The organism is Coleofasciculus sp. D1-CHI-01 (assembly GCF_040218875.1).
GTDB lineage: Bacteria > Cyanobacteriota > Cyanobacteriia > Cyanobacteriales > Coleofasciculaceae > Coleofasciculus.
On the sequence record NZ_JAVJQP010000023.1, the window covers coordinates 1 to 25243 of the forward strand.

Genomic DNA, 25243 nt, shown 5'->3' on the forward strand with positions numbered 1-25243 from the left:
AAACTACTCGCACAATAATTGAAACTCAAAATGATTATTTGATTACGGTAAAAAGGAATCAAATAAAATTGTATAATCGTCTTAAGGAGTTAACGGAAATAGAAAGTCCAGTAAGCGAATATGAAAAAAAGGATGTAAGTCATAGCCGCCAAGTAACTCGAACAGTATCTGTATTTAATCCAGAAAAAAGAGTTGGGCTTAAAAATATTTTTGAATAGAGAGAATTAAAACTCGCAAAAAAACGGTTTTGATCAGCAAAGATTTTGCTTTTATTTTGGTATATTTTTTGAAAATGAAAATCCCCTGGGGGTAATAGGGGCTGAATTAGCCGCATCAGCCAGCGCCAAAACTGCTTCACCATTGGCTTGTCGAAAAGGGGATATTGTTTTATGGTATATCCTTACTTCTATCGGGGTTGGGTCGGATGCGATCGCGGGTCGGGTTTGGAATTCATGCGCCATTTAAGTAAAGGGCGACCCGATACAATTGAGTGGATGGGTAGTGTTCATTGATGCAGGCGGGTCGCCCCTACAGCATCGTAGGCTTGTGTTTGTTCGAATTCATCGCTATGAATCTCGTTTAAATATCTGCCGAATGTGGGTTCTAAAACGGCGACAAAGGACGCCTATACTGTACCTGTAGGGGATCGTGTAGGAGGACGTCACAATTTAGAAACCTGCGAAGGCAGGTTTTGTTTGTGTAGATGCGGTTTTAACCGCCCTATCCTAGTTTAATGAAGACTGCCTGTAGCAGCTTCACCAGTTCAAAGGTGACAAAAATAGCGAGGATGGCTGTAACCAAGCTATTCAAGAAGCGATTATTGCCATAGCCAAAGACAGAGGCGGTAAATTTGATCAACACAAAGGCGAGACAGGTAATGACGGCAAGTTGCAAAAAAGTCATAGGTTCTTGTTTAACTAAGTATTTTTGCTGCTTAGACTATATCACCTATCCATCGACTCAGGGTGATTGGGCGTGTTGGACAACTTATTTCAGCAATCCCTATAATAACGTTGTCTCAATCTCTTGTCTTACAGTAGCTGTGAGCTGACAATTACTCTTGAGACAGTCTACGATTAACCGATTGGCATAATCATAGGAATCAAACCGTTTTTGCCATAGCGCACCCAAGTGCCATTCATACCCTATATTTCGATGGTCAATCATTACCGATCGCAACTGCGCTACCCACTCTTGACCATGCTGACGCCACCACTGCTGAATCTTATCTTTATCGTCTTGGCAGTTAGGCAATTGCTGTTTCAATTGCCGGAGTGCGGTACTAATTGGTTTCCCCTGGGTTAGATAGTCGAGTTCAAGGGCAAGGTGTAAGGCATTGAGTCGATCATCAATCCGATCAGGAGTCAGCGCGATCGCAACGGCTAATGCTTGAGTTAAGGCTAAATCTAAGGCGAGATCCCCAGCGAATTCACCTGCGAGTCTGGGATCAATGGCTAAGGCTAATGTCGAGTCACCCGCGAGTCGATGGGTAGGGGGTAAGGCAAGGGTTAAGTAAAAGGCACGAACAGCCGCCGATTTGTAGGGGGTGGTGACAGTCAGGGATTTTTGTCGCATCCAGTCAAGTAGCCCTGGTAACGTGTGGGAGGGGGTTTCAGCAGGGGGCAATTTGGCGTGCGATCGCTCATTTTTGTCTGGCTTCTCTACCTCTGCCACAACTAAAGCATCAATCTGTTGCTTGAGGCACTGTACCATACCATCAGCATGGGGTAACATCTGGGCGGTGAGTAAAATCACTTCCCGCCAGCGTTTTTCGGTGAAATGGGACAATAACTGGGGAATAGAGGTTTCGGCATCAGCGACAATTGCCTTTGCGGTAAAATACTCTTGAAAGGTTAAATGAGAAAACGAATAAATTCCCCTCGCCCGTTCAACTAATAACCCATGCTGCGCCTCGATGGATTTCAACACCGCCGCACTATCTAATTCTAGGGTAGCCAGATCCAGGCGATCGCCTAACTGTTGCTGTAAATAGTCGCCAATTAGGTGGACGAGGGTGCTTTCGGTAAAGAAATAATCCCCTTGCTCAAATGTTATGGCAGCTATCTGACTCAGCAATTGTAGCTTATGGGACAAAGATAAATTACGATAAATATCATCTCGTTTAATCCCTCTGGCTTCGTCCCAGCGAATCAGTAGCAGATCAAGTCCTTGTTTGTAGAGATCACAGCGTTTTTTTGGGAATTCTGTCTTAGTTTGAAAGACTAAACAACTCAGATTTAACAGGACGGGCGTCGTTGCCAGTTCTCGAATCGGTTGATTTTCGGGACTTTCTAACTGTTCCAGAAATAGCGCCGCCTTTTTTAATCCTGATGCAGGTTTATTCCGGGCAACGGCGATAAACCAGTTTTTGACAAATTGTTCAATTTGAGGGCGTTTGAAGTCAGCCAGTTCTACCTCAGTAAAGCCGGGAAACCTGTATTCTTTAGCGGCAATCCGACAGGTAATAATAATCTGATTTTTATAATAGTGGTCAGCTAGCTGGCGAATCTGGCGAATAACTGCATCACTCATGGCGTCTGGCACTTCATCCAAGCCATCCAATAGTAGCAATGCTCTGCCTTGATTTAAAACCGTTTCCAGCTCTTGAGCTGTTACATCGCAACGCTCAAATTCTTGGGTAATATAGTTAAAAAGATTCCCATTATTTTCACAACAAGCATCTTCAGCAAAGTTTTTCAGGCGGATAAAAATGGGAACCTGTTCGGGTTTAAATTTACCCGTATTACATTGAATCGCCAGATATTGTAAAAATGTGGTTTTCCCGGCACCAGGTTTTCCTAATACCATTAATTTGCCATATCGTTCCACGGCTTTGAGTCCGGCAAGCCCTTCCAGCCGAACATTGCCTAAGCCCAAGCGATCAAAGTCTTCTGATTTGCCGCCTTGTAAATCGTTGAGATCGAGCCATCGTTGACTGCTAATTTCTTCGAGGATATTAACATCGACATAGAGTTCATCTAAATCAATCGGTCGGGTAATATCTAATAGACGTAGGGTTCCACATTGATGGTGCAGTTTATCATGATGCTTTTGTCGCACTTGATTGACGAGTGTATTAATATCATTGTCAATCGTTTGAACATTCTGTTTTGAATGGGGTTTAGCTGTTAACGGTAACGCCGCTATTTCGTCGAGATCCAGATCGAGACGAAAGCAAATTTCAATAAAAACGTGATGATCAACAGGTTTCCCCTTAAAAAATTTCCAAATCGGCTGACGAGTTTCTAAACCCACTTCTCCGGCTAAGTATTCCTGTGTCCATCCCTTACGCAGGAACGCTTGTTTGGCTTTTTGGATGCCTTCTGTAGATGCTTTGAGCGAACGTCTTGCCATAGCCTATCGGTGATCAAGTGCAGGACAAATCCTACTGGATTTAGCTAGAGTGTTCCCACCTATTTGGTAAAATGCGACATTTTAGGGATTTTTTGAGATATTGGGAGAGATAAATCGATGACTTGGTGTACTAAGATGGAGAGGTCGGTCGCTACTGGCAGATGGGTGAGCGTATCAAGTTTGCCAATAGCGCTGATGTGTAGGTGTTTTTTGAGGCGGCTCTAGAAAAATGGCTGAATCGCTTGGTGTATCAGGGATTGAAACAACACTTGAAATAGCTTTCCCTTTTTCAGTCCAACCACTCGGAATTCCCCTGAATCCCTATCAGGGATTGAAACTCGCGATACGTTAATTTGTTGCAAGTGCGAGGGGCTGGGGGTGAGGGCTGGCGTGGGAGAGGGGTTGAGCTTAAGTTGACACTAATGGTAGGCAGATCGCCCCTACAGGTTGTTATTATGTAAATTGTTTTAACGACGTTCAATAGCAAGAGAGACGCGATCGCCACCAATTATTGTCATTTCTTTTAACAGTTTTTGTACATCTTCATAAGGTAAGTCTCGGTCTGCCTTTAAAACAACTGTAGCATTTTGATTTTGCTCTAGGTATGACTGGATTGTTTCAGACATCTGGTTAACGGTAATCACTTGATTATCCACTAAAATCTCGCCTTGGCGATTTAAGCCAATAACCAGAGTGTTTCTAGTATTTGACTCACCACTAGCGGTTCCAGTACCCGGTAAACCAGGCAAATTAATATCCCCTAAGCGCTGACCTGTATAGCTCATTGATGTGATAATAAAAAATGTTAGCACTGACATCATCACATCCATTAAAGGAATCAGATTAACTTCAGGGATTGGTGAGTTCTTTTGCTTGTTTCTAAAGTGCATGAAATTCTAGGCGAGAATCTCCCAAAACAAAAAACGACATTTTAGGATTGCAGTTCATCTAATTTGGCACGCACTGTCTGGATATCTTGCCACATAAACCACTTTGGCTTACCCTGCTCTCGTGACGGATTCCGCAATAGGTAGGCGGGATGGAAGATTGGCATACACAGTCGTCCTTCCCATTCCATCCAAGTGCCACGAATTTTAGTAATGCCACGCTTTTCACCCGTTAATCCTTTGACAGCCGTTGCACCTGTTAGCAGGATAATCTTAGGATCAACTAAGCGAATTTGTTCTAATAAATACGGTTTACAAGCTGCAACTTCATCAGGAGTCGGTACTCGATTACCGGGAGGGCGGCATTTATTCATATTACAGATATAGACATCCCGTTCACTATCGAGTTTGACGGCGGCGAGAATCTTCTCCAGCAATTGTCCGGCTCTCCCGATAAACGGTAAACCTTGTTCGTCTTCATTTTGACCAGGGGCTTCCCCAATGATCATAATCGGAGCATGAACATTACCCCGCCCCACTACAGCATGGGTGCGAGTGGCGGCTAATTCACAGCGCTGACAATTATTACAATGATCCGCCAAAGACTCCATGGAGTCATAAGTGCCAGGAGGAATCGGAACCTTGGCATCCGTCGGAATTAACTCCGGTTTGAAGTCATTAGGGGTAGAAGATGTCAGCCCTGACTGGTCAAAGAGACTGAGTTGTTCTGAGGACTCGTGGGACATAAATCTAAGCTCGGACAATCCGACTGCTTGTTGAATTTTCTCATATCCTGTGCTCAATCCCTGATTTAATCCCAAATCCGGGTTAACTACTTCCTTTATAAGTAGAGATAAGGCAACAGGCAACAGGCAACAGGCAACAGGCTTTCATCTGCTAAGGGATAAAAGATACACCGTAGGGTGGGCATTGCCCACCACCCTTAAGTCAGTACCATTCTTCCTAAGCTGGGCAAACCGCGTCCACCTCAACTTCCACCAGCATCTGGGGATCAACTAACGCCTGAATGCCAACCATCGTATTCGCAGGTGGATGTTCGGCAAAAAACTCATGATGCGCTTTAGCGTACTCAGCACTACGGCTAATATCGGTGACATAAAGGCGAGTTCGGACGACATTTTGACAATCTGCCCCTAAATCTTGCAAAGCTTGGCGAATTTTTTGCAAACAGTAGCGAGTTTGAGCATAAGCATCGCCAGGGGCAAACACTTCGCCATCGGGTGCAATCGGTGCCGTTCCTGACACATAAATATGATTGCCCACCCGGATAGCGCGACAATACCCCGTTTTCGCTTCCCAACTCACCCCAGAAAAAGTGCGACGACGTGGTAGAAAATCGTGGTAAACAGCAGGTCGTAGTTTGGTGCCCACCGATCAAAGAGCTTTTGCTTATGCCGATAAACGTCGCTTGTCACTTGAGTTCAGATAGATTACTCACACTCATTCAACGGTATAACACAAGTTTAGGAATGGGTAGCGAGCAAGATGCAAAGCCTGCGGCATGGCTTCGCTAAACGCACTACAAGGATTTCGCCATTATTGATATTAAGGTTTAAATGCCGAACAGCTTATTCTGGTGGGCAATGCCCACCCTACGGTGTATCAGGGGTTTCGGCGATACCAAAATGTTTAATGAATGTGCCATTGAGGTTAGGACGAATGGCACTGACTTAAGGTTGGTGGGCAATGCCCACCCTACGGTATATCAACGGTTGCAGCGATCCAAAACGGCTTATTTCAGTGCTATTAAGGTTAGGACATAGTGAACGGCTGAACCATCCACAATAAACCTGCTGTCCTGACACCTTCTGCTTCTTTCCATAGATGCCAAAAAAGCGTCACTCTTGGTCTAAACTCCAAGTATGGAATCGGGAGCATCAAATTGTGAAAACGTCCAAGCAACCGTTACCGTGGCAGGTGGGACTGGTGTTAGTCGCTGGTGTCTTGGCAGTTTCTAGTGCCGCCATTTTTATTCGCTTAGCGAATACGGCGGCTGGGTTGAGTGGCGTTGGATTTAGCCTGTTTCTGTCGGCTTCTCGCCTAACCCTGGCATCTTTATTAATAGTACCCGCTTGGCGAAACCTGCGATCGCATAAGCTTAGTCCCGGTGCCTTCCATTATGCTGTGGGGGCTGGGATTTGTCTTGCCCTGCATTTTGCCGCCTGGATTACGTCTCTATCCTTCACTTCAATTGCCGCTTCTACAACTCTAGTCACCACCAACCCAATCTGGGTAGCTTTGCTATCTTGGCTATGGTTTAAGGAAAAACCTTCTCGGTTAACCCTACTGGGAATTGGTATTGCCTTTATCGGCGGTGTCCTCATTGCATTAGGGGATCAAGAAACGGTTAACGTTAACCATAATCCCGCCTTGGGCAATAGTCTTGCCTTAATTGGTGCTGTAATCGTCAGTTTGTATTTATTGTTAGGTCGAGAAGCACAGCGGCGTGGTTTGGGAATTGGTAGTTATATAGCCATCGCCTATAGCACTGGCGCATTGGTTTTGTTGCCCTTACCCTTAATCTTTGGTGTTGGCTACCTTGGCTATCCTCGTGCCGTTTACCTTTATATTTTACTTATGGCGGTATTGCCTCAATTGATCGGGCATACTAGCTTTAACTGGGCAGTGCGCTGGATTTCTCCCACCCTAGTTACCCTAGCGATTTTATGGGAACCTGTTGTCTCTAGTTTTTTGGGGTATCTCGTGTTTCAGGAACTCCCCGGACGCTTTGTGCTAGTGGGTGCAACCGTTCTCTTAGGAGGTGTCGCGATCGCGGTTTTTGGCGCTAGGGCAACTTATAGTGAAGATGGGAGAACTTAAGGACAAGAAAACCAGTACGTTACTTATCCCTTCACTGAGTCCGGTCTTCGTCAGGCTTGCCATCTCACCGTCATTGTCTGTTACGTCTAATGCTAGCTTTGCCGTCAAATCGACACTGTTAATATCCAAACGGAAGAACTGATTCATACCTCCCCCAGTTAGATCAGCATTCAGAGGACGGGTGTCGGTTCCATCCCATGTAAACACCGCCGTACTTTCAATTCCAGCATCGTTACTAATAGTTGCAAAACCGTCTACTATGCTTACAATCGCACCCAGATCCGGGTCGTCAAACTCATTCTCATCTATTGTTAATTTGATCTTGCGCTCTTCACCAATTATGTTGTTGTCTCCATTCATCATAGCGTTCATCGCCATAGTACCAGGACTACCCAGGACTTCGACACTTTGATCAAACGTGTTAAAATCATCAATCGTCACTTGGGCGGCTTGAGCTTGACCCACACCAAACACGAATTTCAAGAAAGCATGCCACCTATCATTCGCTTCATGGCTCCGTTTCCCTCATCTCTTCATCACCTCATTAATTGCATGATGCAATGAAAATGGGATTAGGTCTCTCTGAAGGGATCAGGTCTCTCTGAAGTAGTCCGACAAAAGTAAACGGTGCGCTGGGGCAACTTTTGCAAAAGTCAGCGATCGCTGAAAGCGCACCGATTGGACATTTTCATGAAACTTAATACAGTTAATCTTATTGATGTACGACTACTTAATCTATGAACTAGGCGTTGAGGCAGTCGTCGATTCTGTTTCAGAATCCGCCGAAAATTTCTGGGTAATCCAAACTGTCAAAATATGAGACAACAATCCAATGGGTCCAGCAAATAAACAGAGAACCAGAGAATGAATAGTCCACAACCCAGTCCGTTGCCCTTCCCAGTAAATCCACCGCCCCACAAACAAATCCAAGACTAAAAAGTGAGTCCATCCGGCGGCGGCGATGATTTCGTCCCCAAAGAAGCGGGCAATATCAGCAAGCTGGGGATTGGATAAGGCTTGAGCAGATTCTGGTGTTATGCTGTTGGCGAAAAAGTAGATGTACAACCCCGCTAATGGGACAAACGGCAGATAGGATTCCATCACTTTTCGAGTAATCCCCCAGTTGGGAAGCAAAATCATCAGTAGCCAGAAGGGTAAAACGAAGAGATTCGCGATGGTAAAGAGTAGACTCGGTGTCATAGCGTTAACATAAAAGAGACTTAATAAATAATAAGTTATAAACTGAAGAATTGGGCAGTTTATGTTACGATTTTAATCGATATAAGTGACCTGTTATTTCTTGTGGAGCCAGTAGAGGAGCAATTTATGAGTTCTTGGCGCGATCGCTTCAATAAAATGAGTGGCAAAACCCGACTTGTTGTCTGTCGGTTGTTTGTGCATTTAAGCGGGACAGAAGTCGCACCGTTATTGGGAGTTCTTAATCGGGCGGCACGAGATGCGGTTGCATCCGACGGAGACTTAGGCGTTCTCGGTGAAGGACTGGTGGATATTTGCCAGAATCTCTTACAGTACAATACCTATTGGCAATCGGCGGCGAATGAAGGGGATGTGTTTTGGGATGAAGGGGAGGCGGGAGATTTTGTGAGTGAGTTATTTACTGACTCGGCTCAACGGTATTTGAGTGAGCCTGACTTCAACGGGTGTCCATCGGAGAATGAACCGCTATCTTTGCCCGTCACTCGTAATTTAATTGTGATGATTACTGTGGCGGTTGAGGGGGAAGTGCCGGAATTGGAAACCAATTTGGCAGATATAGAGGCACTAGAAGAGGGGCTAAAAACCTTAATTAATCTCCATTACCAGGGACGCTTGCGAGCGATCCAAGTTCACTTTTCTCCGGCTCAATTTGGTGATGAATTAACCGATGAACAACTGTTGGTTAATTTTTCAGAACTGATTCCGCTATAAGGTGGAAATCGGTTTTCTGTTTCTTTTAAGTGGGTGGACACAGTTAAAGTTAACGGTTGAGATTAGATTATACATAAAGGCGGGTTTTGTTGTTCCGTTATTGGTGAAGAGGGCGGGTTTTGTTGTTCTGTTACAGCTCTTTGCGCTGTAATAAAGTACAGTAGATCAAAGTCCCCCTTTTTAAGGGGGATTTAGGGGGATCGACAATGTACCGCATAGCAGAGCAAACTGCTGTATTGGTGAGGTAGGGCGGGTTTTGTTGTTCCGTTATTTCAGCAATAGCTGACAATAGTCCCTAAACCCGCCCCTACAATTGTCCCTAAACCCGCCCCTACAATTGTCCCTAAACCCGCCCCTACAGTCCCTAAACCCGCCCCTACAGTCCCTAAACCCGCCCCTACAGTCCCTAAATCCGCCCCTACACTTCCTAATTCAGCCAGATGCCGGGAAAAGCAAGCCCTCTACTTAACGCTATTGGGATCGTGTCATTTTACAAAGTTTAATGTAATTAAGCGCCGCTCTATCGCGCCAATTAATTGCTATAATATGTTCAAATATTCTCAAGGCTACATCAATTTTATTTTGATTAAAATTAACGATTCCTGCTTCAAATGTAGTTTTAGTATTTTCTTTTAATTGAATGATATACTCCGGTTCTGCATCAAAAACTTCAAAGACTGGAACCAATTGTTTTTTGCCTTTAACCTGCACCTGACCGATAAATCGATAATGATACTGACTTTGATCCTCTAAACAAAACAACGTATAACCACTAATTAAAATTGATGCCCCGTAAACTTTGGTCAAATCTTCTAAGCGTGACGCTAGGTTAACCGTATCAGAAATTACTGTAGTTTCCATGCGCTGCTGTTCACCAATGGTTCCTAGCATTAAACTGCCTGTATGTAAGCCAATTCCAATAGTAATTGAAGGATACCCTGCTTTTTCGCGATCGCGGTTATAGCGTGTCACTTGTTTTTGGATTTCAATCGCCGCTTTTAAGCCATCATCAGCAGTCTGGGGAAACAGTGCCATGATTGCATCGCCAATGTATTTATCAATAAACCCCTGATGCTTACGGATAATCGGTCCCACTTGTTTTAAATAAGAATTGAGAAAGTTAAAATTCTCCTGGGGAGACATACTTTCTGATAGAGTCGTAAAGTTACGAATATCCGCAAACATAATCGACATATCCTGCTGCACCTGATCTCCCAAGCGCACATCCACAATGCTTTCATAACCCAAAAAGCGGAGAAATTCCTGGGGGACAAAGCGCCCATAAGCACTGTTGATTTTCGCCAGATAAAGATGGGTTTTAATCCGGGCAATCAATTCATGCTTAGAAATCGGTTTAGTTAAATAATCATTCGCTCCCAGACTCAACCCTTCCACTAAATCTGAGACTTGTTCCTTCGCCGTCAACATAATAATTGGTACTTCAGTGGCTGGGAAGCGTTCGCGAATTTTTTGGCAGACTTCGTAGCCTGACATTTTGGGCATCATAATATCTAGAATTACCAGATCCGGTTTAAATCCTTGCTCAATTTTGGCTAAAGCTTCTATCCCACTGGTGGCTTGAACAATGGCATAATTCTGTACAGATAAGTGATTAGTCACCACCTGCAAATTAATCGGTTCATCGTCCACCACCAAAATCGTGAACTCGCCCGTTTTAGACATTAGGGGCAACGGTTCACTGGGAAAAGGATTACTATAGTCCCGCACTTTGGTGATGTCCGTTCTATATTCTGATGAAGATGCAATCGCTTGGAAACTGAGAGGAAGCGTGAAAATAAATCGCGAACCTTGACCGACTTCTGACTCAACGCGAATCCTACCGCCGTGAAGTTCAATCAGTTGTTTGGTAATACTTAATCCTAATCCTGTCCCCCTGGAGGAATGGGAAACCGAGGCGTTAAGTTGCTCAAAGGATTTAAAAATATCCTCGAATTTATTCGGGGAAATACCAATTCCCGTATCTGCCACCGTTACTTCTGCCATGTTTTGTTGCTGGGTGGCTGACACGGTAATGGAACCTGATTCGGTAAACTTAATTGCATTTCCCACCAGATTGTACATGATTTGTTGTAACCGATTTTCGTCGCCATCAATGCCAGAAAAATCTGCGGGTATTTCATTGTTTAAGTCGATAGATTTGCCCCTAATCAGGGGGCGAGATAGGGTAATTACCACTTCCGTTATTTGGCGAAAGTCCACCGATTTGCGGTGTAATTCGATATCGTGGTTTTTCAGTTTGGCGAAATCCAAAATATCATTAATTAGACTTTGCAGGCGCTTCCCACTGGAAACAACCATTGCCAGATTCGCGATTTGCACGGGAGATAGGGAACCCGCCGCCCCATCGATGAGGGATTCAGTAATACCAATAATGCCATTCAGGGGAGTCCGTAGTTCGTGGGAGGTATTGGCTAAAAACTCATCTTTGAGTTGGTCTAGGCGCTGCAACGCCGCATTCTGTTGTTCTAAGGTTTGGGTAAACTGAAGCCGTTCCGCTTCAGCTTGCTTGTGGAGACTGATATCTTGAAAAGCCGCGATCGCATAAACAATTTCACCCTGTTGATTATAGATGGGAGTTGCCCAGACTTCCAAGGGAATCACTTGATCCCCACGATGAATTTCCAGATTATCCACGGTGACTTGTTCCCCCCGTAAGGCTCGTACGATGGGGTTTTCCTCGGTGGGGTAGAGTTGATGGGTTCCCGCGACGTAGATTTGATAAACTTGGGATAACTCTTCAACCGTTGTACCCGGTATCATCCCTTTTCCGACAAGTTGTTGCGCCCGTTGGTTCGCATAGTGGGATTGACCCTCAGTATCAACGACAAATAAGCCTACGGGTACAGCTTCTAGAAATTGTGCCAACTGTCTCTCACTCGCCCGTAATGCCTCTTGGATGCGCTTGCGCTCAATTACTTCTTGGCGTAGATTTTCTAATAAGTCGGCTTGCGCCCGTTGTGCCAAATACTCCTGCTGTTGCGCGGCTTTGAGCTGTTGCACATGGTTTAGGGTTTTATGGGTGGTAATGTCTAAATCTTGGAAATCAATGGGTTTAGTCAGGAAATCAAACGCCCCCAAATTCATGGCTTTGCGGATATTTTCCATATCCCCATAGGCAGAAAGAATCACAGCTTTAGTGGTGGGATAATCTTGGGCGAGGTGTGTCAGTAAGGTTAACCCATCCATTTCGGGCATATTGATATCGGTTAAAACCATATCAATATCCGGTTGGGCGTGCAGTTTTTCCAAAGCATCTACACCATTCTGGGCGAAAATAAACAGGAGTTCCTGACGCCGAATTTTTTTTCTAAACTTCTGGCGGATTAGGAGTTTTAAATCAGGTTCATCATCGACAACCAGTATTTTTGCTGGCATTGTTTTTGCCTGATAAGGATGGACTGTAGAGACGCGCCATGGCGCGTCTGGGAGCAGGATGTAGGGGCGGGTTTAACCATTAACGTTTGCTGTTCACCCTAATGTGATTAAACCCGCCCCCAACGGAGTGTAATAATTTTTCAACCCAAGACAAAAGACCAATACCCAATCACTGCTGCTTAAGAATAAGTAAGGTGATATCATCATGAACTTTCTGGTTTCCAATATGCTGCCACACTTGGTCAATCACTGCCTGTTTAATCTCGTGGGCTGACTTGTGCCAGTTGTTGCTTAAAACTTGACACAGCCGTTCTAGTCCATATTGCACCCCATTGATATCTTCGGCTTCAGTAATCCCATCGGTATAGAGGACAACTCCATCACCGGGATACAACTGTACAGTCGCTTCCGCTACAAAGTCGGCAATCGCCTCTGCCAAACCAATCGGGAAGCCTAAATCAATCGTATCAATTCGCTCAACCGTACCATTGGAGCGTAGCACAATCATTTGTTCATGTTGTCCACTCACCGTCAGAGTCCCCTGATGATAGTCAATTAAGACGAGGCTTAAGTTCTTGTCGCAGCGCATCCGTTGTAGGTTGTGGTAAATCGTTTGGTTGAGGGTACTGAAAAAGTTAACGGTGTTTGTCTCATTATTCACCAGCAATGTCCGCACCGCCGTTTGTACCATCAGCATCAGGACACCACTGGCTAATCCATGACCCGTGATATCGCCGATGCCAATTTTCACCCTGCCATTGTGTTGCAGTACGTCGTAATAGTCTCCCCCGATTTCATCGGCGGGTTGCATATACCCAGCGATATCGAGTCCCTGAATTTGACCCAGTTCTGTCTCTGTGGGCAACAGCATCTGTTGCAGTCGTCGGGTAATATCGAGTTCGGTACTGAGGCGGAGGTTTTCAGTTTCTAACCGCTTGAGATAGTTTTCTTGGGCTAACGCTTGTTTGATTTGCTGGACATGGTTTAGGGTTTTGTACGTGGTAATTTCTAAGTCTTGAAAATCAATCGGTTTGGTGAGAAAGTCAAATGCTCCTAAGTTCATCGCTGCTCGAATATTGTTCATATCCCCATAAGCGGACAGGATGACTGTTTTAATCCCTGGATAGTCCGCCGCCAGTTTCATCAGCAAGGCTAACCCGTCCATTTTGGGCATATTAATATCGGTTAAAACCATATCAATTTCAGAGTCAGCCTGTAGCTTTTCTAGGGCGTCCACACCATTACAGGCAAAACTAAACTGGAGTTCTTTGCGCCGAATCTTTTTTCTAAATTTTTGACGGATTAGGGGTTCTATGTCGAGTTCATCATCGACAACCAGTATTTTTGCTGGCATTGCTTTCTAGTCGGCTAAGTTGTGGATAAATTAAAGATTTTTTCTTTGAGTTGGTCAAAGTCAACGGGTTTATGAATATAATCATCGGCTCCGTATTCTTGGGAAAGGCGATAGTTTTCGTCGTCGCCGTAAGCCGTAATCATAAAAACTTTTAAATTGGGAAAATTGGCTTTGATGGTTTTAAGTAAATCCAAGCCATTTATCTCTGGCATATTAATATCGGATAGAATCAAGACAATACAATTTTCTTTTTTACTTTCCATTTCTAGATAGTAGAGGGCTTCCTTGGCTGAAAAGGCAAAGTGAAATTCAATCTTGCCTTGTCTAATCTCTTTTCTAAATCGCTGTCGAAACAACAACAAAACATCTTTTTCATCATCGACTACCATGACTTTCATCATTTTTTTCTCTCAATTCATCAGGAATGACATAAACTGTTCGGCATTTTCCCCCTCATCCCTTTGGAGATTCCCCTCCCGTCCCCCTATTTGATCCCCCTCCCGTCCCCCTTAAAAAGGGGGAAGCCAGTGGATGCTTCGCTTTTTTGGCACGGGGAAGCCAGCGGATGCTTCGCTTTTTGTTCCATGGGGGAATCCAGAGGATGCTTCGCTTTTTTTTGTTCCATGGGGGAGACCAGATTTTGCTTCGCTTTTTTTGCACGGGGAAGCCAGATGTTGCTTCGCTTTTTGTTATTCGGGGAAGCAAAATAATGCTTTGCCTTTTTTTCCATGAGGTAAGCCATTAGGGAGCATCCCAATTTGGCACGTTGGCTCTTTGAATGGGGCTGAAACCCTTACAAATCCGTTACTTTAAGAAATGCTTTGTCCAAAACGGGATGTTCCCAGCCATTAGTCGGTTTTAACCGACTTAAGCTATTAGCCAAGAACTTGAGTTCTTGGCTAGTTATTACCAATGATGCAATTACAAAAATGGCAGCTAGCCTCGTGATTGGCGACGGCGTAAAGCCATACCAGCAAAGGTCAAACCAATGCCAGCAATTCCAGCCAAACCAGAGGGTTCAGGAACTGACTCAAGGTCTCCTTTGAGTGCCACACCATCATTACCACACTCTAAGAATAAATGACTGACGAAACTGCCCCCGTTTCTAGAAAGCAAAGCGCGGTCAAATCTAAAGCCAAACGTGTGAGAGTCATTCGCTTCAAAGTGACTAAAATCGAGTCCAGCATTACTGAGTTGAGTCCCATCTAATAGATCAATATCGCCCAAAAATCTACCGGATTGAATCACATTGAGGATTGGGGTATTATTTTTCTTTGGCTTCTGGGCAACAGTGCTGCCATAGAGATAATCGTATACATCAGCTTTGTCTGGTAAGTCAGTGCCTTTGGTATTAATTTTGTCAAACTTACTGTGGTTATAGTACTGCTTTAAACTGCCATACCCATTGTTATCTTGAGTTACGCTCATTGCCGTGATATTTTGATAAACTCCAGTACGACTGACTTGAGAATCATTAGTTTCAGCAAAGCGAATTCCCAATAGATCACCATCATTCATCGCTGTGGTAAAATCTTTTCCAGAAAAATTAAAGAACAAATCACCAAATCCAACATTGTTGTCAACCGCTCCTCTGTCTTTATTTCCTTCTAAGGGTGTGCCACCTGTTAGAGCCACAAAAATACTATCGGCTGTTTCTTTCATGGCTAATCCTTTGATGTCATACTTAGCACCACCCGATCCATCACCGAAGGCATCAATTCCATAGTTCCAGTCGTTATGCAATTGCCCAGCATTGGCTGGCTGACCCAGCATAGAAATTAAGCTAACTGCGACTGCTGCACTTCCGATGAATTTAGAAACTTTGTTAGTGTTCATGGCGTCAATTCTCATAACTTAGAATGCTTACATTTACAATTAAAGCGATTTTTAGATAAATCTATTGTTAATTTAGCGCTTATTTTTATGATGTTCTCATTAAAATAAATAATTTCAATAATGCAAAAAGCAAAAACAATATCAGGATTTATTGTGTAAAGAATTAGATAATAATACTAAATCATTTAAGATTAAAATAAACTCTCAATCCCAGTTAAACTAGCAAATGCCTTTGGACAAAGACGGGATGAGAGTCTCCAGGATCGCCGTTGACGGGGTTGAGGAAACGGGGTTGAGGAACGCGATCGCCTAGTGAACACAAGCCGAATCAGTATCCCTATCGCTCAAAGAGCGAGAGAGCATGTTATCTTGACTGAAAGGCAAACGTTTTGTGGCGGAAGCAAGAAAAGTGACTGCCAGCGATTTTCAAGGCAAACGTATATGACTTTGAACAAAACGGTAACGGATCAGTCTGCCAAGGGAGGGACTTCAATACCTGTGGACAAACCGAATCAGTCAACGGTAGCAGAACAATCGAGCCCATCTATATCACCGAGAGCGAAGTTCTGGCAACAAGTCCGAGAAAATCTACAAATTATTGCGATCGCACTCGCCCTAGCGCTGTTGATTCGAGTCTTTATCGCCGAACCGCGCTACATTCCCTCAAACTCGATGATACCGACATTGAGCATTGGCGATCGCGTGGTCGTAGAAAAAATCTCTTACCACTTCAAACCCCCAGTCAGCGGAGACATCATTGTCTTTGATCCACCGCCTCAACTGCAAATGCAGGGGTTTACCAAAGACCAAGCCTTTATTAAACGGATCATTGCCACACCGGGTCAAATCGTCCAAATTCAAGATGGCAAAGTCTATATTAATGGGGAACCGCTAGACGAAGTTTACATTGCTGAACCCCCCAACTATCAAATGGCACCCGTGCGAGTTCCGGAAGGTCAGTTATTTGTCATGGGAGATAATCGCAACAACAGCAACGACTCTCACGTTTGGGGATTCTTGCCTCAACCTAATATTATTGGTCACGCTTGTTTCCGCTTCTGGCCCCCCAGCCGATTCGGTTTAGTTTGATGTCTGTAACTCCAGTTGGAAATGAGTTAGAAAATAGATGACAATCGAAATCTACGTCAGTACAGATATTGAATCGGATGGTCCCATTCCTGGACCTCACTCAATGTTGAGCATTGCCTCGGCTGCTTTTAAAGCAGACAAACAATTAATTGCAACCTTTACAACCAACCTAGAAACTTTGCCAGGGGCAAAGGGTCACCCCAAAACCATGAAATGGTGGTCACAACAACCCACCGCCTGGGAAGCCAGCCGAGTTAACCCACAGCCCCCCGAACAGGTGATGCAGAACTATCACGCTTGGCTAAAAGCATTACCCGGTGAACCCATCTTTGTTGGCTATCCGGCTGCCTTTGACTTTATGTTTGTCTACTGGTATTTGATTAAGTTTGTCGGCAATAGTCCCTTTAACCATTCGGCACTCGACATCCGTTCCTATGCCATGGCATTCCTTAAACAAAACTATCGTGAGTCAGGGAAGAAAAATCTCCCCCCTGAGTGGTTGGAGGAAATGCCCCTGACCCACGTTGCTCTCGATGATGCAATACAACAGGGAAAATTATTTTGCAATCTTCTGCAAAACAACTTACAACGATAGGCAGCCGTTCAAATTAAGCGTGGAGACCGTCAATGTAAGATTTAATTGTCGGTAATGCCATCATCTTTTCGTAGAAGAAATTATTGACAATTTGCATCACCTCTGCTCGTGCTGCCTCGACTTGGGGACTCAGTGGAACCCCTTCTTGCTGACGACTAATGCAGCGGGATAAACGCAGGAGATGACGAGTAATTTCTAATTCTTCTTCCCCTTCCAAAACCTTGATCACGGACAGAATCAGTTCATCCGTTTGATCGAGAATGTGATCAATATCAAACACCGCACCTTGGTCGATGGCGTCTTTCACCGTTCGCACTAAGGCGTGAACTTGATACAGTAAGGCGGCGGGTTCATCAAACAGTTCCCGTAGGAAGGCAGCTTCCTCATATTGTCCATTCAGCCGGAAGATGTTGTACAGCCGTTTAGCCGCTTTGCCATAGTTGGGATTATCCGGCTTAAAATATTTTTTAACTTCTTTTTCCAACTGCGTCACATAATCATCCATGACATCAGTCGAAACCTGTTTCACCAGTTTAGAAAAGATGGGAGCCGATTCAGCATCGAGGTAAATCTCTTGGAAATAACCATCTAGATAGCCGTCTAAGGGCGTGATTGTACCATCGGGAGCTTCCCAGGTGACATCCAACATATTGCTGGCGTTAGCCAATTGGCGGCGCACCGGATCAGCAATCACCCAGTCCAGCTTACACCAACCGGGATCATCGGCAACCGAATCCCAAGTGATGGTCATTGGATTTCCTTGCAAGTCGGTCACTTCAATTTGCCCAGCGACAACCTCATCCGGAGACCAGGAGATAGGTGAGCCTTTGTGATAGGAATGTTCATCGCGGATCACATCTTGGGGATAGCTACCAAATTTCAGTTCAACTAATTGAAAATTATCACCTGAGCGGCTGTTGATCGCTTTCTCACGCATAATTCGGGAGAGAATCTGGCAGGCTTCAGCCTGGGTTGGGGCAATAATATTCACCCGCTCAAAATAGTCACAGTCCCCTGGGTGAGTTTGAACCTTAGATTGAGCCGCTGAACCAGAGAGCGCCAAGGCTGTTTCGACAACACCAGGAACATCGTCAAATTCTACTATTCTGCCGATGGTGCGAAAACGCTCTAGATCTTTGGGGTCAAAATCTAACATACTGACCTTATGACCAAAAACCCCCGTATCTTGATCAACGGTAATATCGCTGTCTCCTGTGGCTTCGGTGATGGACTTCATCCATCGTTCCAATTCTTGTTCCTTGAGTTCAACCCCTAATCGACGGGCAGATTCAATCACGCGGTTACGTGCCTCTGCTGTTTGATCTGGTTGTGTCGTCATGTCTGATCTCCTCAAGATAAATAATTGATCAAGGATTTGATGGGTTAATAAACATCAAATATTCATTGTTTTGAGTCAATTTACTATAGCTTTTGCCCTAAAGGTTAGAACTTTCTTGAACGGCGGAAATGTTCACATCTCATTCAGAATTTTTCTGCCTTCTGTCCGCTCTACCTTAGAGCATTTTGCTAGAATAGCCTAACTCAAAAATAAGATTATATTATTTTGTCATAGTTTCAACCAGATGTCTCACACCTTTGGCAAGCTTAGTTGCCAAAACCTTGACCTAGATTTGATTTCGAGTATTTTTGACTGAGCTATAATCTTGACAAAGTGTCATTTGTCATTTGTTAGGGAATAGGGAATAGGGAATAGGGCAATGGGCTATAGAAATTTTGTCTCCCATCTTCCCCAGCTTCCCCAGCTTCCCCAGCTTCCCCAGCTTCCCCAGCTTCCCCAGCTTCCCCATCTTCCTCATCTTCCCCATCTTCCCCATCTTCCTCATCTTCCTCATCTTCCCCAGCTTCCCCAGCTCCCCCAGCTCCCCCTCACCACAGCACTTATTCAGCAGCCCCTATTTACATAACTGGTGGAATGTTGAGTTTATTTTTGCTAACCGACTTAATCTCGAAAACCGTCTCGACGAAACCCTATTTTTATGGCTTAATATGAAAAAACTCTTTTTTATCGCCCTACTTCCTCCTCAAACTATTCAAGACTCGATTATGGAGATCAAGCAACATTGTGCTGATGTTTATGAGAGTAAAGCTGCCCTCAAATCTCCACCCCATATTACACTGCAATCCCCTTTTAAATGGGAAGTCGATGCTGTACCTATTCTTGAAGAATCCCTGAAAAGTTTTGCTAAAACCAGAAAACCCGTTTCCATAACCCTTCAAGGGTTTGGGGCGTTTAAACCTCGTGTTATTTACGTCAACGTTCTGAAGACTCCAGAACTGCTCGCGATTCAACAGGATTTAATGGCATATCTAGAAGAATCCCTAGGTATCGTTGATGAGCGTTCTAAAAATCGCTCCTTTTCTCCTCATGTCACCATTGCTTTTCGTGATTTGAAGCGACAGAATTTCCGCAAGGCATGGACTGAATTTGAGAACCAACCGTTAGACTTTAAGTTCATGGCATCTCATCTCACCTTGTTACTTCACGATGGTCGGCGATGGAATGTGAATGTAGAGTTTCCTTTTTTAACTGGGTAGAGACAATGTGGTATTTAGAACTGTAGGGGCGCACCGACGTGCGATCTCTTGTCATATTGCCAAAATAGCGCGATCGCGCCGCCTTTAACCAACCGCTCAAAACTCTCCTGGGAACAAGTTACATCGGTTAAGCCAAGTTGCTGAAATCCCATTAAGGATGCTTCGCTTTTTTTGCACGGGAGAGGGGAGCAAGAGCATCCGATCCCCCTTCTCCCCACGGACCGGAGTTGGGGTTAGGGGATGAGGGGGAAATGTTGAGAAGTAAAACCCGCCCCTACAGGCTTGTGTCTCTATCCCTTTCATTACTCGGACTCGGCGGATTTTCAGCCTGCTTAACCCATTTGTTGTATAAATCAGGGCGACGTTTCCGGGTTCTCTGAATCTGTTGGTCTTTGCGCCACTGGTCAATCGCCTGATGATTGCCCGATAATAAAACATCTGGGACGTGCAAACCGCGAAATTCAGCAGGGCGTGTCCACTGGGGATAGTCTAATAATCCGGCTTCAAAACTCTCTGATTTGAGGGATTCCACTTTCCCCACTGTTCCAGGACGTAATCTCACCACCCCATTAATTAGGGCGAGTGCGGGAATTTCACCGCAGGTTAAGACAAAATCCCCTAAGGATACCTCTCGCGTCACTAAATGTAAGACTCGTTCATCGACACCTTCATAATGTCCACAGATAATCACAATCTGGTCATAACCCGTCGCCAACTCCACCAACAGAGGCTGGTTCATCGGTTGTCCTTGGGGCGTCATTAAAATCACCTCTCGTCGAGGTAATATGGGCAACGACTCCACCGCCGCAAAAATTGGTTCGGGTTTCATTAACATCCCCACCCCACCCCCATAAGGTTCATCGTCAACCCGTCGGTGTTTATCCGTGGCAAAATCACGAGGATTGATTAGGTGGACTTGGGCGATTTGTTTGGTCAATGCCTTACCCAGCAGTCCTGAGGCTAGGGGAGAGGTAAAGAAATCAGGAAACAGTGTTATAACATCAACGCGCACAAGAATTGGGTAGCTGTTAAGACAAAAAGGGTCAACACTAACTCATAGTATAAGTAATTATTGGTATAATTTGCCGTGATGACTGGGAAACGCCCGACTTTTTCCGAACGGCTCAGTGTCGTGAGTGAGCCTTCTTTGGCAGCTAAACAAGTGACCATTTCCATCGATTCACCGTATTTAGGCGGCTGCAGAGTGCATCTGATCAAAGCCAAGCGGGATGGTGTTTAGTTGTGGAGAAGCTTGCCCAGGACAGCCCAGACCAGTAGTTGAGCTAGAGTCAAAATCGTAATAAAGTGACAGTTCTAGCCCTAGCGCGACACTAAAGTATTGAACTCACCTTATGCCCGAACTCGACATCGACAGTATGCTGCAGTTAGACTCTCAATTCCAAGCGACGACAATGCCTCAATCGACAAAAACCGCAATCATTGTTATTGGTGGTGCGGAAGATAAAGTTCATGGACGGGAGATCCTGCAAACCTTTTTTCGTCGGTCGGGTGCAGGTGAGGCGCGAATTGCGATTATTCCATCGGCGTCGCGAGAACCCGCGATTATTGGCGATCGCTATCAGCGGATTTTTGAGGATATGGGAGCAAAGGAGATTAAAGTCCTGGATGTGCGCGATCGCGCTCAAGGGTCGGATTCTGATTTACAAGAGTATGTGGAAGCCTGTACGGGTGTATTCATGACCGGTGGGGATCAACTGCGCTTGTGTGGTTTACTCTCGGATACCCCGCTAATGGAAAAAGTCTGTCAACGGGTACATTTAGGGGAAATTACCTTAGCCGGAACCAGTGCAGGTGCGGCGGTGATGGGACATCACATGATTGCTGGCGGCGGGAGTGGTGAATCCCCGAATCGCTCTTTAGTCGATATGGCAACAGGGTTGGGGATTATTCCGGAAGTGATCGTCGATCAGCATTTTCTGAATCGGAATCGCATCGCCCGCTTAATTAGTGCGATCGCCATGCACCCAGATCGCTTGGGGATCGGCATCGATGAAGATACTTGTATCATCTTTGAGCGAGATGGTTGGTTACAGGTTATGGGCAAAGGTACGGTGACGATTATTGATCCCGGAGAACTGTCTCACACCAATCAAGTGGATATTGGCAGCACCGATCCCATTGGTCTACATAACCTGCGAGTGCATGTTTTATGTCATGGCGATCGCTATCATGTCTATAAACGAGCATTAATGCCAGTCAACGCCTAATGCAGGACGGCATTTTTGAGCCGGGGGAGCAATGTAGAGACGTAGCATGCTACGTCTGGAAGCCGGGGGGAGCTGAGGGAGATTTTAGCAGCTAAACTCAAAACCAGGTTCCCTTGAGCAAGCGCGTTGGGTCAAAACTCAAAAATCCTTCCGGCAAAATGTTCAGAATGAACAGTTTGATAGCTTTGAACAGTCGGAAACTAGATAAGATTTCCCATCCACTCAAAACGGGTGAATCCAATCAGGGCAAGAGTAGACTACTCCCCCGATTACGTGGAGGACTTTTGAGAACTGGCAAAAATGTTGAGACAATGTAAGTCGCGATACTTGAGAAGTCTACGCTCTAATCTGGAGATCCAGGGTAGGAGGATGTCACGTAATGTTAAAGAAATTCCTAAAATAGATTTTGCACAATCCCTAGTTTGTGCTTAAAAAGCCGACATTGTGAACCATCCCCGATTTCATCACTAACTATGAGAATTCTAAAAATCCAGACGTTACGCGGTCCCAACTACTGGAGCATTCGACGCCATAAACTTATTGTCATGCGTCTTGATTTGGAGGAACTCATCGATAAACCCTCCAATGTACTGCCGGGATTCTACGAAGGACTGGTAGAGACGCTACCCAGTCTAGAGGATCATTTCTGTTCTCCGGGTGTTCGGGGTGGGTTCTTAAGTCGGGTCAAAGAAGGCACGATGATGGGGCATATTATCGAACATGTGGCGCTGGAACTTCAGGAACTGGCAGGAATGCGCGTTGGGTTTGGTCGGACTCGGGAAACTGGGACAGCCGGAATTTATCAAGTGGTTTTCGAGTACCTTGACGAGCAGGCGGGTCGCTATGCGGCTAGGGCGGCTGTGCGCTTGTGCCAAAGTATTATCGATACCAGAGCCTATCCCCAACGGGAGTTAGCTCAAGACTTAAAAGACCTGAGCGAACTGGCTCGCGATGCGGCGTTAGGACCGAGTACAGAAGCCTTGGTCAAAGAAGCCGACGCCCGAGGCATTCCCTGGCTTACCCTAAGTGCCAGAGCCATGATTCAGCTTGGCTACGGGTTGCATCAGAAGCGAATTCAAGCCACCTTGAGTGATTACTCCGGAATTTTAGGGGTGGAATTAGCCTGTGATAAAGAAGGGACGAAGCAGATTTTGTTTGATGCGGGGGTTCCGGTTCCACGAGGCACAACGGTGCTTTATTTGGACGAATTAGACAGCGCGATCGAGTATGTGGGGGGGTATCCGATTGTGGTTAAACCCCTGGATGGTAATCATGGGCGGGGGATTACGATTGACATTCGCAACTGGGACGAAGCCGAAAAAGCGTATGATCGCGCTAAAGATATTTCCCGTGCGGTGATTGTCGAGCGCTATTATCCCGGTTTTGACCACCGCGTCTTGGTGATTAATGGCAAAGTTGAAGCCGTCGCCCAGCGGATTCCGGCGCGTGTGATTGGGGATGGTAAGTCCACGGTTGAGGAACTGATTGAACGGACGAACCGCGATCCCAATCGAGGAGAGGGTCATGATAACGTCCTGACCAAAATTATCGTTGATCATACGAGTCTAAGTGTCTTAGAACGTCAGGGTTATCGCTTGGATACCGTCCTCCGAAAAGATGAGGTTTGTTATTTACGGGCAACGGCTAATCTGAGTACGGGGGGTATTGCTATAGACCGCACGGACGATATCCACCCGGAAAACGTTTGGTTAGCGGAACGGGTGGCGAAAATTATTGGTCTGGATATTGCCGGCATTGATATTGTCACGCCTGATATTAGCCAACCCCTACGGGACATTGACGGTGTGGTAGTGGAAGTAAATGCGGCACCTGGATTCCGGATGCATGTGTGTCCCTCGGAAGGTTTACCGCGCAATGTCGCCGCCCCGGTGATGGATATGCTGTTTCCACCGGGACAAGCCAGTCGGATTCCCATCCTGGCGGTGACAGGGACGAATGGGAAAACCACTACCACTCGCTTGCTTGCCCATATCTATAAGCAAACGGGTCATGGGGTGGGCTATACCACCACGGATGGGATCTACATTGGCGATCATCTGGTGGAACAAGGAGACACGACTGGACCCCAAAGCGCTCAAGTGATTCTCAAAGATCCCACGGTTGAGGTGGCGGTATTGGAAACCGCACGAGGTGGGATTCTGCGATCGGGGTTAGCCTTTGATACCTGTGATGTGGGTGTTGTCTTAAATGTCTCGGCGGATCACTTGGGCATTGGTGACATTGATACCCTTGACCAGATGGCGCATCTTAAGAGTGTAGTGGCTGAATCCGTGAGTCCTGCGGGTTATGCCGTTCTCAATGCTGAAGATCCCTTGGTGACAGCCATGGCACAGAGGATCAAAGGTCATGTGGCATTTTTCTCCATGAATCCCGACAATGAGGTGGTGAAAGCGCACACCCGACAGGGAGGTTTAGCGGCTGTGTATGAAAATGGCTACTTGTCTTTAATCCGAGGCGAATGGACGCTGCGGATTGAGAAGGCGGAACATGTCCCAGTGACCATGAGAGGAATGGCACCCTTCCAAATTGCTAATGCCTTAGCCGCCAGTCTCGCCGCCTTTGCTCAAGGGGTTCCGATTGAGGCAATTCGTCATGCGTTGACCACATTCCGGGCGTCTGTGGCGCAGACACCGGGACGGATGAATTTATTTAACCTGGGTGAGTATCATGCTTTAGTGGATTATGCCCACAATGCTGCTAGTTATGAAGCTGTGGGCGGCTTTGTCCGCAATTGGTCTGGGGAACGGGTTGGCGTCGTTGGTGGACCAGGCGATCGCCGAGATGAGGATTTCATTAACCTGGGACGACTCTCTGCGGACATTTTTGACCGGATCATTATTAAAGAAGATGCGGATTTACGGGGACGTCCCAGTGGCGAGGCAGCGGAGTTGATTTGTAAGGGAATTCTGGAGACGAATCCGGATCGGGAGTATGACATTATTCTCAATGAAACCGAGGCGATTAACACGGCTTTAGACCGAGTAGCGTCCGGTGGTTTGGTGGTGATTTTCCCGGAAAAGGTGAGTAGTACAATTGCCTTGATTGAGGAACGGCGTCCTCTGCCAGATAATGGCTATCAACCCATGGGTGATGCTCAAGTGGATTTAAAGCCATCGGTGGCGAATCCTGGGTGATGGAAATTTGAGTCTAATGGGAC

Annotated in this window: 25 protein-coding genes and 1 pseudogene; 11 read left to right on the forward strand and 15 right to left on the reverse strand. The window is 45.6% G+C overall.

Annotated elements, in window-relative coordinates:
- Positions 1 to 218 (forward strand): annotated as a pseudogene (locus tag RIB93_RS04250) (hypothetical protein); the annotation flags it as partial.
- Between the two features lie 171 nt (positions 219 to 389).
- Complete coding sequence (locus tag RIB93_RS04255) at positions 390 to 512, forward strand: hypothetical protein (protein ID WP_446370595.1); 123 nt, start codon at positions 390 to 392, stop codon at positions 510 to 512.
- A 208-nt stretch (positions 513 to 720) separates the two neighbouring features.
- Here the strand turns inward: RIB93_RS04255 and RIB93_RS04260 are convergent, their stop codons facing one another.
- The 5 genes from RIB93_RS04260 to RIB93_RS04280 all read right to left on the reverse strand — a co-directional run bounded on the left by RIB93_RS04260 (position 721) and on the right by RIB93_RS04280 (position 5633).
- Entirely contained in the window at positions 721 to 903 is a 183-nt protein-coding gene (locus RIB93_RS04260) for a hypothetical protein (RefSeq protein ID WP_446370597.1), read from the reverse strand.
- Positions 904 to 1002: 99 nt separating this feature from the next.
- Positions 1003 to 3354, reverse strand: coding sequence for an NACHT domain-containing protein (locus RIB93_RS04265; RefSeq protein ID WP_446370599.1), 2352 nt, complete (start codon positions 3352 to 3354; stop codon positions 1003 to 1005).
- A gap of 467 nt (positions 3355 to 3821) precedes the next feature.
- Positions 3822 to 4244, reverse strand: coding sequence for an ExbD/TolR family protein (locus tag RIB93_RS04270; protein WP_446370601.1), 423 nt, complete (start codon positions 4242 to 4244; stop codon positions 3822 to 3824).
- Between the two features lie 41 nt (positions 4245 to 4285).
- Positions 4286 to 4987, reverse strand: a complete 702-nt coding sequence (locus RIB93_RS04275) for a uracil-DNA glycosylase (RefSeq protein ID WP_446370603.1) — start codon at positions 4985 to 4987, stop codon at positions 4286 to 4288.
- Positions 4988 to 5204: 217 nt separating this feature from the next.
- A complete protein-coding gene (locus RIB93_RS04280; RefSeq protein ID WP_446370605.1) occupies positions 5205 to 5633 on the reverse strand; it encodes a RidA family protein in 429 nt (142 codons plus the stop codon).
- 254 nt (positions 5634 to 5887) lie between these two features.
- On the opposite strand from RIB93_RS04280, the gene RIB93_RS04285 reads away from it, so the two are divergent.
- Together RIB93_RS04285 and RIB93_RS04290 are read left to right on the forward strand one after the other, a co-directional pair.
- Positions 5888 to 6025, forward strand: a complete 138-nt coding sequence (locus RIB93_RS04285; protein WP_446370607.1) for a hypothetical protein — start codon at positions 5888 to 5890, stop codon at positions 6023 to 6025.
- A gap of 121 nt (positions 6026 to 6146) precedes the next feature.
- Positions 6147 to 7082, forward strand: coding sequence for a DMT family transporter (locus tag RIB93_RS04290; protein WP_446370609.1), 936 nt, complete (start codon positions 6147 to 6149; stop codon positions 7080 to 7082).
- Here the strand turns inward: RIB93_RS04290 and RIB93_RS04295 are convergent.
- Together RIB93_RS04295 and RIB93_RS04300 are read right to left on the reverse strand one after the other, a co-directional pair.
- Positions 7017 to 7565 carry a hypothetical protein gene (locus RIB93_RS04295; RefSeq protein WP_446370611.1) on the reverse strand — a complete coding sequence of 183 codons (549 nt, stop codon included), beginning with the start codon at positions 7563 to 7565 and terminating at the stop codon, positions 7017 to 7019. The genes RIB93_RS04290 and RIB93_RS04295 overlap by 66 nt on opposite strands.
- 252 nt (positions 7566 to 7817) lie before the next feature.
- Positions 7818 to 8282, reverse strand: a complete 465-nt coding sequence (locus tag RIB93_RS04300; protein WP_446370613.1) for an ABA4-like family protein — start codon at positions 8280 to 8282, stop codon at positions 7818 to 7820.
- 126 nt (positions 8283 to 8408) lie between these two features.
- On the opposite strand from RIB93_RS04300, the gene RIB93_RS04305 reads away from it, so the two are divergent.
- Entirely contained in the window at positions 8409 to 9011 is a 603-nt protein-coding gene (locus tag RIB93_RS04305; protein ID WP_446370615.1) for a DUF1517 domain-containing protein, read from the forward strand.
- Positions 9012 to 9482: 471 nt separating this feature from the next.
- Here the strand turns inward: RIB93_RS04305 and RIB93_RS04310 are convergent, their stop codons facing one another.
- The 5 genes from RIB93_RS04310 to RIB93_RS04330 form a co-directional block, all read right to left on the reverse strand.
- Positions 9483 to 12407 carry a response regulator gene (locus RIB93_RS04310; RefSeq protein WP_446370617.1) on the reverse strand — a complete coding sequence of 975 codons (2925 nt, stop codon included), beginning with the start codon at positions 12405 to 12407 and terminating at the stop codon, positions 9483 to 9485.
- A 169-nt stretch (positions 12408 to 12576) separates the two neighbouring features.
- The gene (locus tag RIB93_RS04315; protein WP_446370619.1) at positions 12577 to 13761 is read right to left on the reverse strand and encodes a SpoIIE family protein phosphatase; all 1185 of its coding nucleotides are present in this window, start codon (positions 13759 to 13761) and stop codon (positions 12577 to 12579) included.
- Between the two features lie 14 nt (positions 13762 to 13775).
- Entirely contained in the window at positions 13776 to 14159 is a 384-nt protein-coding gene (locus RIB93_RS04320; RefSeq protein WP_446370686.1) for a response regulator, read from the reverse strand.
- A gap of 86 nt (positions 14160 to 14245) precedes the next feature.
- Positions 14246 to 14491, reverse strand: a complete 246-nt coding sequence (locus tag RIB93_RS04325; protein WP_446370621.1) for a hypothetical protein — start codon at positions 14489 to 14491, stop codon at positions 14246 to 14248.
- A gap of 206 nt (positions 14492 to 14697) precedes the next feature.
- Positions 14698 to 15597 carry a PEP-CTERM sorting domain-containing protein gene (locus tag RIB93_RS04330; RefSeq protein WP_446370623.1) on the reverse strand — a complete coding sequence of 300 codons (900 nt, stop codon included), beginning with the start codon at positions 15595 to 15597 and terminating at the stop codon, positions 14698 to 14700.
- Positions 15598 to 16038: 441 nt separating this feature from the next.
- Here RIB93_RS04330 and lepB point away from each other — a divergent pair, with 441 nt between their 5' ends.
- Both lepB and RIB93_RS04340 read left to right on the forward strand, forming a co-directional pair.
- A complete protein-coding gene (gene lepB, locus RIB93_RS04335) occupies positions 16039 to 16686 on the forward strand; it encodes a signal peptidase I (RefSeq protein ID WP_446370625.1) in 648 nt (215 codons plus the stop codon).
- Positions 16687 to 16723: 37 nt separating this feature from the next.
- Positions 16724 to 17281, forward strand: coding sequence for a 3'-5' exoribonuclease domain-containing protein (locus RIB93_RS04340; protein WP_446370627.1), 558 nt, complete (start codon positions 16724 to 16726; stop codon positions 17279 to 17281).
- Positions 17282 to 17294: 13 nt separating this feature from the next.
- Here RIB93_RS04340 and RIB93_RS04345 read toward each other — a convergent pair whose 3' ends face one another.
- Positions 17295 to 18620, reverse strand: coding sequence for a hypothetical protein (locus RIB93_RS04345; RefSeq protein ID WP_446370629.1), 1326 nt, complete (start codon positions 18618 to 18620; stop codon positions 17295 to 17297).
- 379 nt (positions 18621 to 18999) lie between these two features.
- Here RIB93_RS04345 and RIB93_RS04350 point away from each other — a divergent pair, with 379 nt between their 5' ends.
- Together RIB93_RS04350 and RIB93_RS04355 are read left to right on the forward strand one after the other, a co-directional pair.
- The gene (locus RIB93_RS04350) at positions 19000 to 19206 is read left to right on the forward strand and encodes a hypothetical protein (protein WP_446370631.1); all 207 of its coding nucleotides are present in this window, start codon (positions 19000 to 19002) and stop codon (positions 19204 to 19206) included.
- An 82-nt stretch (positions 19207 to 19288) separates the two neighbouring features.
- Positions 19289 to 19837, forward strand: a complete 549-nt coding sequence (locus RIB93_RS04355) for a 2'-5' RNA ligase family protein (protein ID WP_446370633.1) — start codon at positions 19289 to 19291, stop codon at positions 19835 to 19837.
- A gap of 14 nt (positions 19838 to 19851) precedes the next feature.
- Here the strand turns inward: RIB93_RS04355 and RIB93_RS04360 are convergent, their stop codons facing one another.
- Both RIB93_RS04360 and trmD read right to left on the reverse strand, forming a co-directional pair.
- On the reverse strand, positions 19852 to 19989 hold the full coding sequence (locus tag RIB93_RS04360; protein WP_446370635.1) for a hypothetical protein: 138 nt from the start codon (positions 19987 to 19989) through the stop codon (positions 19852 to 19854).
- A gap of 122 nt (positions 19990 to 20111) precedes the next feature.
- On the reverse strand, positions 20112 to 20849 hold the full coding sequence (trmD, locus tag RIB93_RS04365) for a tRNA (guanosine(37)-N1)-methyltransferase TrmD (RefSeq protein ID WP_446370637.1): 738 nt from the start codon (positions 20847 to 20849) through the stop codon (positions 20112 to 20114).
- A gap of 364 nt (positions 20850 to 21213) precedes the next feature.
- Here trmD and RIB93_RS04370 point away from each other — a divergent pair, with 364 nt between their 5' ends.
- Both RIB93_RS04370 and cphA read left to right on the forward strand, forming a co-directional pair.
- Complete coding sequence (locus RIB93_RS04370; RefSeq protein ID WP_446370688.1) at positions 21214 to 22065, forward strand: cyanophycinase; 852 nt, start codon at positions 21214 to 21216, stop codon at positions 22063 to 22065.
- Between the two features lie 473 nt (positions 22066 to 22538).
- Complete coding sequence (gene cphA, locus RIB93_RS04375) at positions 22539 to 25220, forward strand: cyanophycin synthetase (RefSeq protein ID WP_446370639.1); 2682 nt, start codon at positions 22539 to 22541, stop codon at positions 25218 to 25220.
- Positions 25221 to 25243 lie beyond the last annotated feature (23 nt).

Excerpts from the sequence above, each read along its gene's own strand:
- RIB93_RS04255 (WP_446370595.1), top strand. The coding sequence starts at position 390 with ATGGTATATCCTTACTTCTATCGGGGTTGGGTCGGATGCGATCGCGGG.
- RIB93_RS04260 (WP_446370597.1), bottom strand. The coding sequence starts at position 903 with ATGACTTTTTTGCAACTTGCCGTCATTACCTGTCTCGCCTTTGTGTTG.
- RIB93_RS04265 (WP_446370599.1), bottom strand. The coding sequence starts at position 3,354 with ATGGCAAGACGTTCGCTCAAAGCATCTACAGAAGGCATCCAAAAAGCC.
- RIB93_RS04270 (WP_446370601.1), bottom strand. The coding sequence starts at position 4,244 with ATGCACTTTAGAAACAAGCAAAAGAACTCACCAATCCCTGAAGTTAAT.
- RIB93_RS04275 (WP_446370603.1), bottom strand. The coding sequence starts at position 4,987 with ATGTCCCACGAGTCCTCAGAACAACTCAGTCTCTTTGACCAGTCAGGG.
- RIB93_RS04285 (WP_446370607.1), top strand. The coding sequence starts at position 5,888 with ATGTTTAATGAATGTGCCATTGAGGTTAGGACGAATGGCACTGACTTA.
- RIB93_RS04300 (WP_446370613.1), bottom strand. The coding sequence starts at position 8,282 with ATGACACCGAGTCTACTCTTTACCATCGCGAATCTCTTCGTTTTACCC.
- RIB93_RS04305 (WP_446370615.1), top strand. The coding sequence starts at position 8,409 with ATGAGTTCTTGGCGCGATCGCTTCAATAAAATGAGTGGCAAAACCCGA.
- RIB93_RS04310 (WP_446370617.1), bottom strand. The coding sequence starts at position 12,407 with ATGCCAGCAAAAATACTGGTTGTCGATGATGAACCTGATTTAAAACTC.
- RIB93_RS04315 (WP_446370619.1), bottom strand. The coding sequence starts at position 13,761 with ATGCCAGCAAAAATACTGGTTGTCGATGATGAACTCGACATAGAACCC.
- RIB93_RS04320 (WP_446370686.1), bottom strand. The coding sequence starts at position 14,159 with ATGAAAGTCATGGTAGTCGATGATGAAAAAGATGTTTTGTTGTTGTTT.
- RIB93_RS04325 (WP_446370621.1), bottom strand. The coding sequence starts at position 14,491 with ATGGAAAAAAAGGCAAAGCATTATTTTGCTTCCCCGAATAACAAAAAG.
- RIB93_RS04330 (WP_446370623.1), bottom strand. The coding sequence starts at position 15,597 with ATGAACACTAACAAAGTTTCTAAATTCATCGGAAGTGCAGCAGTCGCA.
- lepB (WP_446370625.1), top strand. The coding sequence starts at position 16,039 with ATGACTTTGAACAAAACGGTAACGGATCAGTCTGCCAAGGGAGGGACT.
- RIB93_RS04340 (WP_446370627.1), top strand. The coding sequence starts at position 16,724 with ATGACAATCGAAATCTACGTCAGTACAGATATTGAATCGGATGGTCCC.
- RIB93_RS04345 (WP_446370629.1), bottom strand. The coding sequence starts at position 18,620 with ATGACGACACAACCAGATCAAACAGCAGAGGCACGTAACCGCGTGATT.
- RIB93_RS04350 (WP_446370631.1), top strand. The coding sequence starts at position 19,000 with ATGGGCTATAGAAATTTTGTCTCCCATCTTCCCCAGCTTCCCCAGCTT.
- RIB93_RS04355 (WP_446370633.1), top strand. The coding sequence starts at position 19,289 with ATGAAAAAACTCTTTTTTATCGCCCTACTTCCTCCTCAAACTATTCAA.
- RIB93_RS04360 (WP_446370635.1), bottom strand. The coding sequence starts at position 19,989 with ATGGGATTTCAGCAACTTGGCTTAACCGATGTAACTTGTTCCCAGGAG.
- RIB93_RS04370 (WP_446370688.1), top strand. The coding sequence starts at position 21,214 with ATGCTGCAGTTAGACTCTCAATTCCAAGCGACGACAATGCCTCAATCG.
- cphA (WP_446370639.1), top strand. The coding sequence starts at position 22,539 with ATGAGAATTCTAAAAATCCAGACGTTACGCGGTCCCAACTACTGGAGC.